A 17,941-nucleotide genomic window follows, 5' to 3' on the forward strand; every position below is an offset into this window, starting at 1 on the left:
ATGGAAGTAAAAAAAAGGAATAAATACGATAAAGCATATCTGCGAATTGCAAAAGAGTGGAGCCTGCTTTCTTACTGTAAACGAAAACAAGTCGGAGCGATTATTGTAAAAGACAGAATGATTATTTCCGATGGTTACAACGGAACGCCTTCTGGATTTGAAAATTGCTGCGAAGACGAAGATGGATTAACACGCTGGGATGTTTTGCATGCCGAAGCAAATGCCATTCTAAAAGTAGCCAGATCGACTCAGTCTTGTGAAGGCGCAACATTGTATATCACGCTTTCGCCTTGCAAAGAATGCAGTAAATTAATACATCAGTCAGGAATAAAAAGAGTGGTGTATAAAGATGGATATCGTGATGATTCTGGAATTCAATTTTTAATAAAAGCAGGCGTAGAGGTAGAACATATTCCTGTTTTAGAAGAGTAATGAAATTTAATCCGAAATATTTGCCAATAGTCATAGGAGCAACTTTTGCTCTTGGAACAATTGCTGGTAGCCTTATGAATGCTCCAGCAAGCGACCAGCTTTTGGCTAAAAATTACTCTAAAACCAAACTTAATAAACTCATTGACTTTATCAATACTGAATATGTTGATAGCGTCAATACCGATTCGATTGTAAATCTTACAGTCGATAATATTCTTTCCAAATTAGACCCGCATTCGGTTTATATTCCGCCAAGCGAGCAAGCTGAGGTTGCCGAAAGCATGAAAGGTGATTTCGTGGGAATTGGAATCAATTTTTACATGTATAAAGATTCGGTTGCCATTATAAAACCAGTCGAAAATGGACCTTCGGCAAAAGCAGGAATAAAATCTGGCGATCGTATTTTATTTGCAGGAAAAACCAAATTATATGGCAGAAAACTGCCTTCTGATAGTTTGTTTTCTAAATTAAAAGGCCTTCAAGGTTCAGAAATTGAATTGACTGTTTTTAGAAAATCAGAACAAAAGAAATTAAAGTTTAAAGTAAAACGAGATATCATTCCGATTAAGAGTGTTGATGCTTCTTTGTTGGTTGGGGATAATGTAGGTTACATCAAAATAAACCGTTTTGCAGAAACTACTTTCAACGAGTTCAAAACAGGTTTAACGAGATTAAAACAAAAAGGAATTCAGTCTCTTGTAATTGACCTTCGCGACAATGGAGGCGGTTATATGGAAGAAGCGATTGCCATTGCAGATGAATTTTTGAAAGACAAACAATTAATCGTTTTCACAAAAAGCAAAAACGGTTCTACCGAAAAAACATACGCCACAAAAGCAGGAAGTTTTGAAACAGGCAAAGTTTATGTTTTAATTAATGAAAATAGTGCTTCTGCAAGCGAAATCTTAGCTGGAGCAATTCAAGATAATGATCGCGGAACAATTGTCGGAAGGCGCTCTTTTGGAAAAGGTCTAGTTCAAAGAGAAATGGATTTCAATGACGGATCTGCAGTACGATTAACTGTAGCACGTTATTATACTCCGACAGGAAGATCGATTCAGAAGCCATATAAAAAAGGGAACGAAGAATATTTTAAAGAATCAGAATCTAGAATTGCTACTGGAGAGTTGTATGCGAAAGACAGCATAAAGGTAGCTGATTCATTAAAATTTAAAACTCCAAAAGGTAAAATAGTATACGGCGGCGGCGGAATTGTCCCTGACGTTTTTGTGCCAATGGAAGCAGAGCACGGAAATGAAAATGTTGCTTATTTGCTGCAAACAGGAATTGTTGGTCATTTTGTTTTCGAAGAATTGGATAAAAATAGAAATGCTTTTGCAGGTGATAGTTTCGCTGTTTTTTTGGCTAAAATGAAAAACTCAGACGTGTATTTTAAAAAGTTCAAAAATTATATTTTGATGACAGGTCTGGATTTGAAATTGGATAAAACGAAAGCACTTGTAAACCGTCATATTACAGCTGAATTTGCCCGACAGTTGTATGGAGAGTTGTATTATTATGATGTGATCTTAAAAGAAGATGCCATGATAAAAACAATTCTGACTCCGAAGAAATAACTTCAAATCTTTATAGCATGAAAATAGAAACCGTTGTTAATGCAGAAATTGAACTCCTAACTGCAATTAAAAAATCGGATGTTATGGCTTTGGAAACCATTCTTCATGATGATTTATTGTTTAATATGCCAGATGGGCAAACCATTACTAAAGATTTCGATTTACAGACCTATCGTTCTGGAAAGATTAAAATTGATTCTTTGGAAGGTTCTGATCAAATCGTTAATATTATTGGTGACTCGGCTGTAGTTACTGTTACAGTTGCATTAAATGGGTCTTATGATGGAAATCCGATTAATGGGGTTTTCAAGTATATAAGAGTCTGGAAAAAAATAGGGAAAAATTTGAAAGTTATAGCAGGAAGCTGTGTTCAGCTGGCGTAAAGTTTGATTAAATAATTTAATGTTAACTTAAAATACAACTTTGCGAACCTTGCGTAAATCCTCGCGAACTTCGCGGTTAAGCTAAAATATATGAAAAATTTAAAAAGAATAAGTTTTCTAGTACTCTTAATGACCTTTGTAATTTCTTGTACGACTATGAAAAACGATGCAAATGCTGTAGTTTCAGGAAAAGTAGACGGTATAGAAGCTGGTAAAGATGGCTACACAGCAAAAATTACAACAGACGCCAAAGAAGCAAAGAAGTATACTTTGCAACAATTAGTATTGTAAACGTAGGCGGCCCTCAAAACTACAAACAACTAAAAATTGGAGATGTAGTATCTGTTAAAGGAGAAAAATGGAAAACCGAGGAGGAAAACCATATTAAAGTAACCCAAATCGTTTCGGTTAAATAAAAAAAACAGTCACTCAAAAAATAAACCATATAAGTGATATAAGTTCATATTATACTTTGCGTATAGATTAAATGAACTTATATTGCTTATATGGTTTAATAATTTTATCGAATACTATCGTGAGCGTGAGTCTGTACACCGTTATTCCATAAAGTAAGAATGTCTGTTGCTACAGCTGCACCACTTCCGGCAGCAATTGCCAATTGGCTTCTCCAACCCGCTAAAGTCCCGATTACATAAATGCCGTCAGTAACTTTATGATCTTCATTTTTAAGTTGAATTCGTTGTTTTTCTGGAAGTGCTTTTTTGTGAGGTTCAACAAATTGCATTAAACCTTCAATGTCGAAAGTATTGGCTGAACCAATTCCGACCACGATATTTTTTGTTTTGTATGAATTCTTGTTGGTCACTACTATAAATTCAGGATAACTGCCCTCAATTTTCATTACTTTTTCATTTGGAATCTGTGTAATGTGCGGGTACGTTGTCGCTAAATCCTGTGTGCTTTCAGAAAGCAGTTCAGAACCTAATTTTCCTGGTGTAATTCCGTAAGCGTTATAAAATATTGCCTCTTGTAAAGAAGAATTTTTCTGGTGGGTAAAAATTCCGATTTTTTTATCAGTAACAAAAGTTTTGTTTTTTGCGGACCCTAAGATAAGAGCACATGACATTCCAGATACTCCTCCGCCGATAATTAAAACATCAAACATATTATCTGTTGTCATTCATTTTTTCTTCAATTCTTTTTGAAATCCTAAAAATCAAAAGAATCAAAACAGCGCAAAATGAAGCGGCGATTCCAATAAAAGCTACCATACTATCTCCTTGGAAAGGGTTTTGAAAGTCTAATAGCGTAATATTAAAAACGATTAAAGCTAATGCCAAAAGCACTAAGATTGAAGTGAAAATTTTCATAAGGTTGTTTTTGTTTTTGCCTAAAATAATAAAGTAGAACTCTATGGAGAAAATGCCTTAAAGTTGTATTTTAGAAATTTTACGGGGTAAATTTATAAAAATAAATTTTAGACAAACAAACCTTTAACATTAGCAGCGAATAATTTAACAGCAATCGCCAAAAGTATTACTCCAAATGTCTTGCGAACCACTCCAAGTCCGTTCTCTCCCAATAGATTTTCGATTTTTTTGGATGACTTTAAAACGATGTAAACCAATATAATATTCAACACAATTGCAATGATAATGTTAATTGTATGAAACTGAGATCGAAGTGAAAGTAGGGTTGTCATCGTTCCTGCTCCAGCGATTAGAGGAAAAGCCAATGGCACGATAGAAGCAGAACCAGGTTCTTCGTCACGATAAATTCTGATTCCTAAAATCATTTCTAAAGCTAAAAAGAACAAAACAAACGATCCTGCAACGGCAAACGAATGGACATCGATACCAATTAAATTCAATAAACCTTCTCCAACAAAAAGAAAAACAATCATGATGGCTCCGGCCACGATAGAAGCTTTTTCAGATTCGATATGTCCGACTTTAGCTCTTAAATTCACAATAATCGGAATTGAACCAACAATATCAATTACGGCAAAAAGCACCATACTAACGGTAATGATTTCTTTAAAATCGATTTCTAACATATCGCTTTGATTTTTAGGGTTTAAAAAACTGCTGCAAAAGTAGTTAATAAAGTTAGGTGTTTTTTCGATACAATGTATTTTTGTTATAAAAACATCTATTGCGTGTGTAAAATGTGATATTTATAACATTATTGTGTTTAAATTATTGATTCGAAGAAAAAAAGACGTTTTGTTTCTGAACTTAATTTATTTGAATGCCTGTCTTAATAAAGTTCATGAAATCAAACGTTAAAAAATATAACTTACTGAAAATCAATTGGTAAATTTGTTCTAATTTAAAAAGAGGAGGTTATGAAAAAGATGGTGTTTGTTATAGTTTTCTTGTGTTTATTGTTTTCGTTCAATAGTTCACAAGCCCAAATCTGGCAGCAAATTAAAAAAGCAGCTGAACAAAAAACGCAGAATAGCAGTAAAACTGCTGATCAAAATGCAAGTATGGAAAATGCTGTTTTAAATTATGGAAAAAATAAAGTTGATCCTTCGGTAGTTCCAGATTCTTATTCTTTTAGCTGGAAATATATCATGGAAATTAAAACGGATGAAGGCAAGGTAATGAATGCAAATTATTTTCTGGAGCCCAACGCTTCTTATTTTGCAATGAATATTGATCAGGGGAAAGGGCAGAATATGATGATGATAATGGATTCTAAGAATAATATAACGGTGACGGGTTTTGGTGACGGTAAAAGCAAAATGGCGACAGCTTCAAAAATGCCAGATTATTCGGCAATGGCAAAAAAAGAGGGAGAAAAATCAAAATACACAATTAAGACATTACCAAATAAAACTTTTTTAGGATACAATTGTAAAGGAATACAAATGACAAACGATGAACACGATATTATTTGTTATTACACAAACGAAGCAAAAGTGAGTTTTGGAGATATGTTTAAAAATCAAAAAGGCTGGAAAGTGCCAGATGAATTTGTAAATTACTTTAAACCTGAAGAACGCACTCTGCTGATGGATATGACTATGAAAGATCTAAAAAGCAAAAAAGTGACAACGCTGAAATGTGTTAGTTTAGAAAAGAGCGCTTTTACTTTTAATAAATCAGATTATAAATTCATGTAAAATGGGTTTGTAAGTCAGGTTATTTAGACTAAGAACATATATTTGGGAGTGTTTTTATTTCCTGAATCTTTAGTTACCTTTGCAAAATGTTTCAATTAGGAAAAACCATAGTATCAGAGGACATCCTCGAAAAAGAATTTGTTTGTAATTTATCAGCTTGCAAGGGAGCTTGCTGTGTTGATGGAGATGCCGGCGCGCCTTTAAACGAAGCCGAAACAAAAATTTTAGAAGAAATCTATCCAAAAGTAAAGCCTTTTTTAAGAAAAGAAGGAATTGCTGCAATCGAAGCTCAAGGCACTTGGGTAAAAGGAACTGACGGAGATCTCGAAACGCCGCTTATTGATAATAAAGATTGTGCTTACGTAATTTTTGACGGAAAAACTGCGCTTTGCGGAATTGAGCAAGCTTATAACCAAGGACTTGTTGATTGGAAAAAACCAGTTTCTTGTCATTTGTATCCAATTCGTGTAAAAGACTTCACAGAATTTGCTGCAGTCAATTATGATAAATGGGATATTTGTGATGATGCCTGTTCGTTAGGAAAAGAATTGGAAGTTCCAGTTTACAAATTTGTAAAAGAAGCGTTGATAAGACGTTTTGGCGAAGACTGGTACTTGGAGCTAGAAAAAGTTGCCGAAGAACTCAAAAATTCATAAAAATCCACAGTAAAAATTATAGTCTTTTTGACTACAACTTTTGATTCAAAAAAATAAATTTTTGACTCGAAAAAAACTTTTTAAAACTATTTAAAATTTCTTGCTTTTTAATCTAAAAAGTCTATATTTTACGGGGCTTTTGAAGTGTAAAATAGCTTTTAAATCATTCATTTGCAGTAAATTAATTATTGTCTGAAAAATTTTTCAAATTTAAGCCTTTGTTAAAAACTACGTCCGATTGTGAATAAGTTTGGCTTTTATTTTTGACGTTAATTGACAATCTTTGTAGTGCACTGAATGTGTAAAAATTCTATAAAAAAATTAACTGAATCTGTCATGTCACAAATCGAACCAATATTACAAGAAAATAAAAATCGCTTCGTTATTTTTCCGATTAAACATCATGATATTTGGGAGTGGTATAAGAAGATGGAAGCTAGTTTTTGGACTGCAGAAGAAATTGACTTACACCAAGATTTGACAGACTGGAATAATAAATTGAATGACGACGAAAGATATTTTATTAAACATATCTTAGCATTCTTTGCTGCTTCTGACGGAATCGTAAATGAAAATCTTGCTGAGAATTTTGTAAACGAAGTTCAATATGCTGAGGCAAAGTTTTTCTATGGTTTCCAAATTATGATGGAAAACATTCATAGTGAAACGTATTCTTTATTGATTGACACTTATGTAAAAGACGAAGCAGAAAAAACAGAATTGTTTAATGCGTTGGAAGTATTTCCTGCTATTGCAAAAAAAGGAGAATGGGCTTTAAAATGGATCGAGTCAGATTCATTTGCTGAAAGACTTATTGCTTTTGCTGCAGTTGAAGGAATCTTTTTCTCAGGAGCCTTCTGTTCAATTTATTGGTTGAAAAAACGTGGTTTAATGCCAGGTTTAACTTTCTCTAATGAGTTGATTTCTCGTGACGAAGGCGTACATTGTGATTTTGCGGTTCACTTGCACAATCATCACTTGGTAAATAAAGTGCCAAAAGAAAGAATTAAAGAAATTATTGTCGATGCCTTAGATATCGAAAGACAGTTTGTAACTGAATCTCTTCCGGTAAGTTTAATTGGTATGAATGCAGGTTTAATGACACAGTACCTAGAGTTCGTAGCTGACAGACTTTTAGTAGAATTAGGTTGCGAGCGTGTTTACGGATCAGCGAATCCATTTGATTTCATGGACATGATTTCTCTTCAAGGAAAAACTAATTTCTTTGAAAAACGTGTTGCAGAGTATCAAAAATCTGGTGTGATGAACACAGATAGTGATGCTCAGAAAATTTCATTTGATGCAGATTTTTAGACAACAAAAATACTTTTAGTGTCTATCTTCTAGAGACACTAAAAAAAGATTACAAGAATATTTTAAGGTTGAATCTCTTTCCCCAAGTCGCAGATTCAATAGCAATTTTTGACGCATTTAAATTCGATTTTCGAATTTGAAATGAGTAACTATTGAGAATTTGGTAATTCTCAAAAATTAATTTAAAAACACGCAATGTTTAAGTGCTGGAGTCCGTTCTCTAGGTACTTTCATTTTTTCAATAACTATAAAAGGTAAGCTTATGTATGTAGTAAAAAGAGATGGCCACAGAGAGCCCGTAATGTTTGATAAGATTACAGAAAGAATCAAAAAATTGTGCTACGGCTTAAATGAGCTTGTAGATCCGGTAAAGGTAGCGATGAGAGTTATCGAAGGATTGTATGATGGAGTTTCGACTTCTGAATTGGATAATCTTGCGGCAGAAACTGCAGCATCTATGACGATTGCCCACCCGGATTATGCACAATTAGCGGCGCGTGTGGCAATTTCAAATTTACACTCTAATACAAAAAAATCTTTCTCAGAAACGATGAAAGATATGTATCACTATGTAAACCCAAGAAACGGTCAAGATGCACCGTTAATTGCTGATGATGTTTACAAAGTGATTCAAGAAAATGCTGCTTTTTTAGATTCTCATATTATTTATACAAGAGACTTTAATTACGATTACTTTGGTTTCAAAACTTTAGAGCGTTCTTATCTTCTTAAAATAAACGGAAAAATCGTGGAGCGTCCACAGCATATGTTAATGCGTGTTTCTGTTGGTATTCACTTAGACGATTTAAAATCAGTAATTGAAACTTACGATTTAATGTCTAAAAAGTTCTTTACGCATGCAACGCCAACGTTGTTTAATGCAGGAACTCCAAAGCCGCAAATGTCTTCTTGTTTCCTTTTGGCAATGCAGGATGATAGTATTGACGGAATTTACGATACATTAAAACAAACAGCAAAAATCTCGCAGTCAGCGGGAGGAATCGGACTTTCTATTCATAATGTTCGTGCGACTGGATCTTACATTCGCGGTACAAACGGAACTTCAAACGGAATTGTTCCAATGTTGAGAGTTTTCAATGATACAGCTCGTTACGTAGATCAAGGTGGCGGAAAACGTAAAGGAAGTTTTGCGATTTACATCGAAACTTGGCATGCTGATATCTTTGATTTCTTGGATTTAAAGAAAAATACAGGAAAAGAAGAAATGCGTGCGAGAGATTTATTCTTCGCAATGTGGACTTCAGATTTATTCATGAAACGCGTTCAGGAAGATTCAACTTGGACTTTAATGTGTCCAAACGAATGTCCAGGATTATATGATGTTTACGGAGAAGAATTCGAAGCATTGTATACGGATTATGAATTTAGAGGAAAAGGAAGAAAAACAATCCGTGCTCGTGAGTTATGGGAGAAAATCCTAGAATCTCAAATCGAGACTGGAACACCATATATGTTGTACAAAGATGCAGCAAACCGTAAATCGAATCACAAGAATTTAGGAACAATTCGTTCTTCTAACTTGTGTACAGAGATTATGGAGTTTACTTCTAAAGATGAAATCGCAGTTTGTAACTTGGCTTCAATCTCTTTGCCAATGTTTATTGATAACGGAAAATTTGATCACGAAGCACTTTACAATGTTACAAAACGTGTAACGCGTAACTTGAATAAAGTAATCGACAGAAACTACTATCCAGTAAAAGAAGCTGAAAACTCTAACTTACGCCACCGTCCAGTTGGTTTAGGTGTACAAGGTTTAGCAGATGCTTTCATTATGTTGCGTATGCCGTTTACAAGTGATGAAGCGAAAAAATTAAACCAAGAGATTTTCGAAACTTTATATTTCGCTGCTGTAACCGCTTCTATGGAAATGGCAAAAGAAGAAGGACCGTATTCAACTTTCGAAGGTTCGCCAATGTCACAAGGAGAATTCCAACACAATATGTGGGGAATGAAAGATGAAGAATTATCAGGACGTTGGGACTGGGCTTCATTAAGAAAAGAAGTGGTAGAACATGGAGTTCGCAACTCATTGTTAGTAGCGCCAATGCCAACTGCATCGACTTCTCAAATCTTAGGAAACAACGAAGCTTTCGAACCATATACATCAAACATTTACACTCGTCGTGTATTGTCTGGAGAGTTCATCGTAGTAAACAAACACTTGCTAGAAGACTTAGTGAAACTAGGTTTATGGAACGAAGATTTGAAACAAGAAATTATGCGTCATAACGGATCTGTTCAAAACATTGATAAGATTCCACAAGACTTGAAAGATCTTTATAAAACAGTTTGGGAAATGTCTATGAAAGACATTATCGATATGTCTCGTCAAAGAGGATATTTTATTGACCAGTCTCAATCGCTAAATTTGTTCATGCAAGATGCTAACTATTCTAAACTAACCTCAATGCACTTTTACGCTTGGCAATCTGGTTTAAAAACAGGAATGTATTACTTAAGAACAAAAGCGGCTGTAGATGCGATTAAATTCACATTAAACAACGATAAAAAAGAAGAAACAGCTCCATCATTAGTTCAGGAAACTGAAGCAATCAGCGTTGAGGATTACAAAGCGATGCTTTTAAAAGCACAAGCCGCAGATCCTGAGGATTGTGAAATGTGTGGGTCTTAATGATTTTAGAGTTTAGATCTGAGATTTTAGATTTTAGATTTGATATATGAAAAGCAGTTATCGTCATGATAACTGCTTTTTTTGTTATAGCTTTTTACTCAAACATAGCCCGTGGTTTCAACCACGGGAACACAAGGCATAACCATAATCCGTTCCCCGTGGTTGAAACCACGGGCTATATTTGATTATGATTGTCCAATATTGTGTAAACAATATCCTCAAAAATTCCCCGTTCTAATTATTACCAAAGACTTTTTCAAAACTCAGCACCTTAGAATCTTAGCACCTTAGTCTCTTTTAAAATTAAACCTTTAAAAGAAATTCAAGTCTTATTGTAATAATTTCTGAACGATGAAAAAAAGCAGTCTTTGGTCCTTACGATTAGGCTTCTCAGGAAAAGAAGCCGATGAAATCGAGAAATTGGGAATTGAAAAATTTCTGAAAAAATCTTATGCTTCAAAAGTTGACAAACAACTCCCCGCTTTTTTAGAAGATGATCCTAAAACACTTCTTCAACTAAAGGAATTAAAACGATCCATTAAAGATGCTGATTCAGTAGCTAAGAAGAAAGTTCTCAAAAGAGAAGTTTATTCGGCTATAGAATTCAGAAAGTGGTGGATTGATAAAATGCGGACAGATGAATTTCCGCTTCGTGAAAACATGGTTTGTTTCTGGCACAATCACTTCGTGTCAACAACCCAAAAAGTTAAAGTCAATTATTGGATTTATCAGCACAACATGATTTTGCGCGAAAATGCTTTTGGTAATTTTAAGGAATTAACCAAACAGATTCTGAAATCGAATGCCATGATTAAATATCTGGATAATGTCGATAATAAAAAAGGCAAATTCAATGAAAATCTAAGTCGGGAATTATTGGAATTATTCACAATCGGAATTGGGAATTATTCAGAAAGCGATATTAAGAACGGCGCACGAGCTTTGGCAGGGTTAAATTATGGTGATGATGGCGCAGTTTACAGAAAAAATATAGAAGACAACAGCGATAAAATCTATTTCGGAAAAACTGGAAACTGGAAAGCAGACGATTTAGTCGATATTATTTTTGAACAGAAAAACATTCCATATTTAATCACGCGAAAAATTCTTAAATGGTTTGTTTATGATAATCCGCCAGAAGATTTGGTGGTTCATTATGGCGATTACTTTCGAAAGAAAAACTTCGAAATTGAACCTTTGCTGACTAAAATTTTCACAGAAGAATATGCCAAAGAAAATGCCGGAAACAAAATCAAAGATCCATTGGTTTATATTATTCAGCTTATTGATGAGTTAGAAATTAAAGATTTTGACAATGCTATGATTGCACTTTTCTTGAGACAACAAGGAATGGATTTGTATAATCAGGTGAATGTAAAAGGTTGGGATGGCGGAAATTCCTGGTTGACTTCTCAGGTTTATTTGCAGCGAAACAATACTTCAGATTTACTTTGTAAAGGAAGGACAATTTCGAGAAAAATATTAAACACAATGGATGGGCAAATTCAGTCGCCAAAAGCAGAATTCGAAAAAATCGATGTGAAGATTGATTTTGATTCCAGCGGAAACAATAAAACCATTATTGCCCAATTATCGAATAGACTTTTATTTGATGTAAACGAATCGATGCAAAAAGACATGGAAAATCTTCTGAAATACGATTTTGATCCCAAAGATCCGCACGCTGATTTTGCTGTGGTCAGACTTTTTAACTACATCACAAAACTTCCCGAATATCAATTAATATAAAAAGCAGTAATCATGAACAGAAGAAATTTTCTAACATTGACGGGAACTTTTACAGGCGGATTGCTTGTACTTCCTGATTTTTTACACGCTTTTGGTTCTCAGAACAATTTGATTGTGGGGGAACAATGTGTTGTTTTTGTACAGCTCAATGGCGGAAACGACGGTTTAAATACTTTTATCCCGTACGATGATCCATTATATTATGACTATAGGACCAAAATTGCTTTAAATAAAGATTTGGTGATTAGTAAAAATAAAGGGATGGCTTTTCATCCTTCATTGAAAGATTTTGCCCAAATGCAACAAAACGGAGATTTGACCGTAATTCAGAATGTGGGTTATCCAGAACCAATTCGTTCCCATTTTAGAAGCCAGGAGATTTGGCAGACTGCAACCGATTCTAACAAATATATGAATGAAGGCTGGCTTGGAAGATTTTTGGATTTGCAATGCAACGGACATCAGGTGACTGCAGGAATCAATTTAGATTCGATTGATAATTTGGCTTTAAAAGGATTGGAGCCGAATTTTATAACTGTAAAAGATCCGAACCGATTTAAGGTAAAATCTAGAGAAGAAGATGTGACATTGTCCAAAAATCCGCATTTGGATTTTGTTCGAAAAATTGCGAATTCAGTTACCGAAGGTTCAGATGAAATTCAGAAAGCTTTGGCGAAATCTAAAACAGAAATCAGTTATCCAAAAACTGAATTATCTAAAAATTTAGAATGGATTGCGAGATTGATAAAGGGAAATTTAAACTCAAAAGTATATTATACATCCTTGAATGGATTTGATACACACGATAATCAACTTTCGATCCACGAACGAAAATTGACTGATTTAAATGATTCCTTATATAGTTTTTATTCTGATTTAAAGCAGTCGCAGTTATTACAGAATGTAACAGTTGTAGTTTTTTCAGAATTCGGGCGACGAGTAAAAGACAACGGCAACGGAACCGATCATGGAACTGCAGCGCCAATGTTTATCATAGGAGGAAATAATAAAGGAACTATTTTAGGAAGAAATCCAAATCTGGCAGACTTAGATAATGGCGATTTAAAATATGAAATTGATTTCAGAAGTGTCTATGCCTCTTTATTAAAAGAAAAAATGAACTTCGATTATTCTAAAATTGGGATTATAAATAAACCAGTTTCGGGGTTGTTTGGATAACCGCAATCTTGTCATTTCGAGGAACGAGAAATCTTCGCGAGTAACTCTACAATCAAAATCGCCAATCTTTGTCGAGCTTCTTGTGGAGATTTGCTTCGCCTGTTCGCTATCGCTCGAGTCTCGTTCCTCGAAATGACAAAAACATCGAGAGTAATCTGTGTAATTTGAATGAATCAACCACAAAGATTTGTACTAATTCGTGAATTCGTGGCGAAAAAACTTAGAACCTTAGCATCTCAGAATCTTAGAACCTCATTCTAATATTCTCATTTTAAGCCGATTTTTTTATATTATCATACAAAACCTGCTAAATTTGTTAAGAAATCCCTTTTTGTTTCATAAAATGCAATCTTTTTTTTGGTGCGCTAAAAATAATTTATACATTCGCAGAGAATTTAAAACAAAACACAAACAAAATGGCTAGTAACCGTTTTTATTTTAGCAACAATTTTTATTTCTTCTTTAGTAGAAGTCAGGATTGTGCTATGGTTATTTGAGATAAAATTTAAGACAAATAAAACTAATATACAATCCTGATGCAAATCAGGATTTTTTTTTGACTATATGACAACGAAAATTGCAATACAAGGTATTAAAGGATCATTTCATCATCAGGTTGTAAAAGAGTATTTCTCTGGAAATGTGGATATTGATGAATGTCTGTCTTTTGAAGAATTGATCGACAGCCTTATTGCCGGAAAATCTGATCAGGCCGTTATGGCGATCGAAAATTCAATTGCAGGGCCAATTATTCCGAATTATGCATTGATTGATAAGAATAATTTGCACATAATTGGAGAGCATTATTTAAACATTCAGCAGAATTTAATGGCTTTAAAAGGTCAGAAAATTGAAGACATAAGAGAAGTTCATTCACACCCGATGGCACTTTTGCAGTGTATGGATTTCTTGAAACAATATCCAAATATCAAATTGGTTGAGGATAAAGATACGGCTGAAACAGCTAGAAGAATTCAAGAAAAACAATTGACTGGAATTGCAGCGATTGCAAGTGTAACCGCTTCTGAAATGTACGATCTAGATATTATTGCATCATCGATTCAAACGATCAAAAACAATATGACTCGTTTCGTAATCATTAAAAAGCAAAATTCATTTTTGCCAGAAAACGAAATCAACAGAGCCTCTGTAAAATTTGAATTAGATCACAAAAGAGGAAGTTTGGCAGCGGTTTTAAATGTTATGAGTGACTGCAAACTGAATTTGACAAAAATTCAGTCGCTTCCAAAAATTGAAACACCTTGGAAATATTCATTCTTCGTAGATGTGACATTCGACAAATACGAAGATTTCGCAAAAGCCAAAACGTTATTAAACATCATGGCAGAATATTTTAAAGTGTTAGGAGAATATAAAAATACAAAACCTTTAAGTGAGTCTTAAATTTTAGTCATAAAGTTGGAAAGTCGAAAGTCTTAAAGTCAAAAAAATAAATTAAAGAGTTTAAAAGAGCCTAAAGCCTAAAGCTTACGGCCTAAAGCAATAAAAAAAATGATTACAACAGCAAAACGATTAGACACAGTTGAAGAATACTACTTCTCATCAAAACTCAGAGAAGTGAGACAGCTGATGTCTGAAGGAAAATCGATCATCAATATGGGAATTGGAAGCCCTGATTTGAGTCCGTCAAAAGCAGTAATTGAGGCAGTCGCTGCAGCAATTCAAGACGAAAACGGGCATGGTTATCAAAGCTATCAGGGGTTGCCAGAAATGAGACAGGCGATGGCTGATTTTTATCGTGATCAGTTTGGTGTTGAAGTGAATCCTAATAATGAGATTTTACCTCTTATGGGTTCAAAAGAAGGAATTATGCACATTTCGTTAGCATTTTTAAACGAAGGCGATCACGTTTTGATTCCGAATCCAGGTTATCCAACTTATACATCAGTAACTAATTTGGTTCAGGCAGTTCCGGTTTATTATGATTTGAAAGAAGAAAATGGATGGGAACCGGATTTTGAAGCTTTAGAAAAACTGGATCTTTCGAAAGTGAAAATTATGTGGCTGGGATATCCGCACATGCCAACAGGAGCGAGAGGAAGTTTAGCGTTATTTGAAAAATTGGTTGCTTTTGCTAAAAAACACAATATATTATTGATCAATGACAATCCGTATAGTTTTGTTTTGAATGATAATCCGATGAGTTTATTGCAGGTTGAAGGCGCTAAAAATGTGGCTTTAGAGCTGAATTCATTAAGTAAAACATTCAACATGGCTGGCTGGAGAGTCGGAATGGTTTTAGGAAATGCTGAAATTATCGATGCAGTTCTAAAAGTAAAAAGTAACATGGACAGCGGAATGTATTACGGAATTCAAAAAGGTGCTATCGCTGCTTTAAAATGTGATAAATCTTGGTTCGAAGACCAAAACAAAATTTACAGACGCCGTAGAGAATTGACAGAAAAACTTGCAGAAAAATTAGGTTGCGAAGTTTATAAAGAAGGAGTTGGTCTTTTTGTTTGGGCGAAATTGCCAGAAGGAATTGAATCAGCAGAGAAGTTCATTGACGAAATATTATATGACAAACATATTTTCATCACGCCAGGAACCATTTTTGGAAGTAACGGCGAAGGATATATCAGATTCTCATTGTGTGTGAAAGAAGAAAAAGTACAAGAAGCGATTGATCGATTTTAGAGTATTAAGATTGTAGAATCAAGAATCAAGATTTTTATCCAGATTGTCAGGCTGAGCGAAGTTGAAGCTTTTTAATTGGAATTTGGAATTTAAAATTTTGGAATTTAAAAAATTATGAAAGTATACGTAATAGGAATAGGATTAATTGGCGGTTCGATGGTGTTAGACATCAAAGAAAAGCATCCGAATGCGATTATTTTCGGAATTGACAATAACGAAAAACATTTGCAGGAAGCAATTGATCTTGGAGTTATTGATGAAGCGGGAAGCTTCGAAGATTTACAAAAAGCAGATTTTGTAATCGTTTCGGTTCCGGTGGATGTGGCGCTGACAGTGTTGCCTAAAGTTCTGGATGCAAGTGGAGACAAAACAATTGTATTTGAAGTAGGATCGACCAAAAAGCCCATCTGCGATGTGGTTGCCAATCATCCAAAAAGAAGAAATTTTATTGCTACGCACCCAATTGCAGGAACAGAGTTTTCTGGGCCTTCAGCAGCGATAAAAGGTTTGTTTAAAGGAAAAACAAACATTATTTGTGAAGTGGAAAAAACCGCTTTCAAATTGCAGGAAAAAGCGTTACAGCTTTTTAGCGAAATAGGAATGAGAATTCGATATATGGATCCAGTTTCGCACGACAAACACATTGCTTATGTTTCGCATCTATCGCACATTAGTTCGTTTATGCTAGGAAAAACAGTAATGATAAAAGAAAAAGACGAGCAGGATATTTTTGATATGGCGGGAAGTGGATTCGAGAGTACCGTTCGTCTAGCAAAAAGTTCACCCGCAATGTGGACACCCATTTTTAAACAAAACAAAGAATACGTTCTGGAAACCTTAGAAGGTTATATTGCAAATTTGACTCAATTTAGAGATTTGCTAGCAGACGACAATTACAACGCCATTTTTGAAGAAATGGAAAGTGTAAATAAAATTAGAGAAATATTAAACGGAATAACTATAAAAAAGTAAACTATAAAAACGATGGAAAATAAAAAAGAAATGAGAAAGTGGTTAGAAGATTTCAATTTAAATCACCCACTTGTGATAGCTGGACCTTGTAGTGCAGAAACTGAAGATCAGGTTTTAAAAATTGCTCACGAATTAAAAGATTCAAAAGTAAGCGTATTCAGAGCTGGAATCTGGAAGCCAAGAACTCGTCCAGGAGGATTTGAGGGTGTTGGAGAAATTGGATTAAAATGGTTGCAAAAAGCTAAAGCTGAAACTGGTTTATTAATGGGAACTGAAGTTGCAACTGCAGCTCACTGTAAACTGGCTTTAGAACACGATATCGACGTTTTATGGGTTGGTGCACGTACAACGGCAAACCCTTTCGCAGTTCAGGAAATTGCTGATACATTAAAAGGAACTGATAAAATTGTTTTGGTTAAAAACCCTGTAAACCCAGATTTAGCTTTATGGTTAGGTGGTGTTGAGCGTTTACACATGGCAGGTATCGAGAAATTAGGTGTTATTCACAGAGGTTTCTCTACTTACGAAAAAACAAAATACAGAAACATTCCAGAATGGCAGATTGCTATCGAATTGCAAAATAAATTCCCTGATTTGCCATTAATCATCGATCCATCTCACATTACTGGAGATCGTAAAATGATTTTCGAAGTGACTCAAGAGGCTTTAGATTTGAATTACGATGGTATGATTATCGAAACGCATATCGATCCAGATAATGCTTGGTCTGATGCTGCTCAGCAAGTAACTCCTGAGGCTTTGAAACAAATCATTAAAGATTTGACTATCAGAAAAACGGATGATACTACAGATGAGTACAGCCAAAAAATGAAAAAATTAAGAGCTAACATTGATGTTTTGGATGCTAACTTATTAGAATTGTTAGGAAAACGTATGAAAGTAGCTGACGAAATTGGTCAGGTGAAAAAAGATGCTAACGTTGCAATCCTTCAAAACAACCGTTGGAATGAAATCTTAGGGAAAATGATTTTAGAAGGTGAGAAAAAAGGTCTTACTGAAGAATTCGTTTTGAGAATGTTCAAAGCGATCCACCAAGAAAGTATTGGTCACCAAGAGAAAATTTTCAACGCATAATTTTGTCTTAAAGTATATAAGTGATATAAGTTGATTTAAGTTTGTTTCGCAACTAATGGTAAGTTTTCTTATAACACAATATTAAAAATAGATTGTTTTTTTAAAATCCCCATTGCTTTGAAAAAAGTGGTGGGGATTTTTGTTTTGCATAATATAGCATACGGTTTCAACTGTGAGTC

General features: G+C 34.4%; 17 protein-coding genes. 14 read left to right on the forward strand and 3 right to left on the reverse strand.

Translation table 11 applies throughout. The features are described from left to right. The 4 genes from AAYQ05_RS20035 to AAYQ05_RS20050 all read left to right on the forward strand — a co-directional run bounded on the left by AAYQ05_RS20035 (nt 1) and on the right by AAYQ05_RS20050 (nt 2,683). Nucleotides 1-432 carry a deoxycytidylate deaminase gene (locus AAYQ05_RS20035; protein ID WP_248728441.1) on the forward strand — a complete coding sequence of 144 codons (432 nt, stop codon included), beginning with the start codon at nt 1-3 and terminating at the stop codon, nt 430-432. Next, a complete protein-coding gene (locus AAYQ05_RS20040) occupies nt 432-2,009 on the forward strand; it encodes a S41 family peptidase (protein WP_343545059.1) in 1,578 nt (525 codons plus the stop codon). The genes AAYQ05_RS20035 and AAYQ05_RS20040 overlap by 1 nt, the downstream gene beginning before the upstream one ends. 17 nt (nt 2,010-2,026) lie before the next feature. Continuing rightward, nucleotides 2,027-2,392: a nuclear transport factor 2 family protein gene (locus AAYQ05_RS20045; RefSeq protein ID WP_343545060.1), complete on the forward strand. Its 366-nt coding sequence runs from the start codon at nt 2,027-2,029 to the stop codon at nt 2,390-2,392. 129 nt (nt 2,393-2,521) lie between these two features. Beyond that, nucleotides 2,522-2,683, forward strand: a complete 162-nt coding sequence (locus tag AAYQ05_RS20050) for a hypothetical protein (protein WP_343545061.1) — start codon at nt 2,522-2,524, stop codon at nt 2,681-2,683. 229 nt (nt 2,684-2,912) lie between these two features. Here the strand turns inward: AAYQ05_RS20050 and AAYQ05_RS20055 are convergent, their stop codons facing one another. The 3 genes from AAYQ05_RS20055 to AAYQ05_RS20065 all read right to left on the reverse strand — a co-directional run bounded on the left by AAYQ05_RS20055 (nt 2,913) and on the right by AAYQ05_RS20065 (nt 4,409). Beyond that, nucleotides 2,913-3,518, reverse strand: coding sequence for an FAD-dependent oxidoreductase (locus AAYQ05_RS20055; protein WP_343545098.1), 606 nt, complete (start codon nt 3,516-3,518; stop codon nt 2,913-2,915). 1 nt (nt 3,519) lies between these two features. After that, the gene (locus tag AAYQ05_RS20060; protein WP_095928256.1) at nt 3,520-3,723 is read right to left on the reverse strand and encodes a hypothetical protein; all 204 of its coding nucleotides are present in this window, start codon (nt 3,721-3,723) and stop codon (nt 3,520-3,522) included. Nucleotides 3,724-3,830: 107 nt separating this feature from the next. Beyond that, the gene (locus tag AAYQ05_RS20065; protein ID WP_008465051.1) at nt 3,831-4,409 is read right to left on the reverse strand and encodes a MarC family protein; all 579 of its coding nucleotides are present in this window, start codon (nt 4,407-4,409) and stop codon (nt 3,831-3,833) included. Between the two features lie 291 nt (nt 4,410-4,700). Between AAYQ05_RS20065 and AAYQ05_RS20070 the strand changes: the two genes are divergently transcribed. The 10 genes from AAYQ05_RS20070 (at nt 4,701) to AAYQ05_RS20115 (ending at nt 17,762) form a co-directional block, all read left to right on the forward strand. Continuing rightward, entirely contained in the window at nt 4,701-5,483 is a 783-nt protein-coding gene (locus AAYQ05_RS20070; RefSeq protein ID WP_343545063.1) for a hypothetical protein, read from the forward strand. A gap of 86 nt (nt 5,484-5,569) precedes the next feature. Then, entirely contained in the window at nt 5,570-6,139 is a 570-nt protein-coding gene (locus AAYQ05_RS20075) for a DUF3109 family protein (protein WP_177211919.1), read from the forward strand. Nucleotides 6,140-6,475: 336 nt separating this feature from the next. After that, on the forward strand, nt 6,476-7,453 hold the full coding sequence (locus tag AAYQ05_RS20080) for a ribonucleotide-diphosphate reductase subunit beta (protein WP_109190762.1): 978 nt from the start codon (nt 6,476-6,478) through the stop codon (nt 7,451-7,453). 262 nt (nt 7,454-7,715) lie between these two features. Further along, nucleotides 7,716-10,109, forward strand: a complete 2,394-nt coding sequence (locus tag AAYQ05_RS20085; RefSeq protein WP_343545064.1) for a ribonucleoside-diphosphate reductase subunit alpha — start codon at nt 7,716-7,718, stop codon at nt 10,107-10,109. Nucleotides 10,110-10,460: 351 nt separating this feature from the next. Further along, nucleotides 10,461-11,858, forward strand: coding sequence for a DUF1800 domain-containing protein (locus AAYQ05_RS20090; protein WP_343545065.1), 1,398 nt, complete (start codon nt 10,461-10,463; stop codon nt 11,856-11,858). Between the two features lie 12 nt (nt 11,859-11,870). Further along, entirely contained in the window at nt 11,871-13,037 is a 1,167-nt protein-coding gene (locus tag AAYQ05_RS20095) for a DUF1501 domain-containing protein (RefSeq protein ID WP_343545066.1), read from the forward strand. 564 nt (nt 13,038-13,601) lie between these two features. Then, nucleotides 13,602-14,441, forward strand: a complete 840-nt coding sequence (locus tag AAYQ05_RS20100) for a prephenate dehydratase (RefSeq protein ID WP_343545067.1) — start codon at nt 13,602-13,604, stop codon at nt 14,439-14,441. A 108-nt stretch (nt 14,442-14,549) separates the two neighbouring features. Then, a complete protein-coding gene (locus tag AAYQ05_RS20105) occupies nt 14,550-15,695 on the forward strand; it encodes a pyridoxal phosphate-dependent aminotransferase (protein ID WP_343545068.1) in 1,146 nt (381 codons plus the stop codon). Between the two features lie 114 nt (nt 15,696-15,809). Further along, a complete protein-coding gene (locus AAYQ05_RS20110; protein ID WP_343545069.1) occupies nt 15,810-16,667 on the forward strand; it encodes a prephenate dehydrogenase in 858 nt (285 codons plus the stop codon). 12 nt (nt 16,668-16,679) lie between these two features. Next, nucleotides 16,680-17,762 carry a bifunctional 3-deoxy-7-phosphoheptulonate synthase/chorismate mutase type II gene (locus tag AAYQ05_RS20115; protein ID WP_281634009.1) on the forward strand — a complete coding sequence of 361 codons (1,083 nt, stop codon included), beginning with the start codon at nt 16,680-16,682 and terminating at the stop codon, nt 17,760-17,762. The last annotated feature ends 179 nt before the right edge of the window (nt 17,763-17,941 follow it).

This window comes from Flavobacterium movens, assembly GCF_039581425.1.
Lineage (GTDB): Bacteria > Bacteroidota > Bacteroidia > Flavobacteriales > Flavobacteriaceae > Flavobacterium > Flavobacterium luteolum.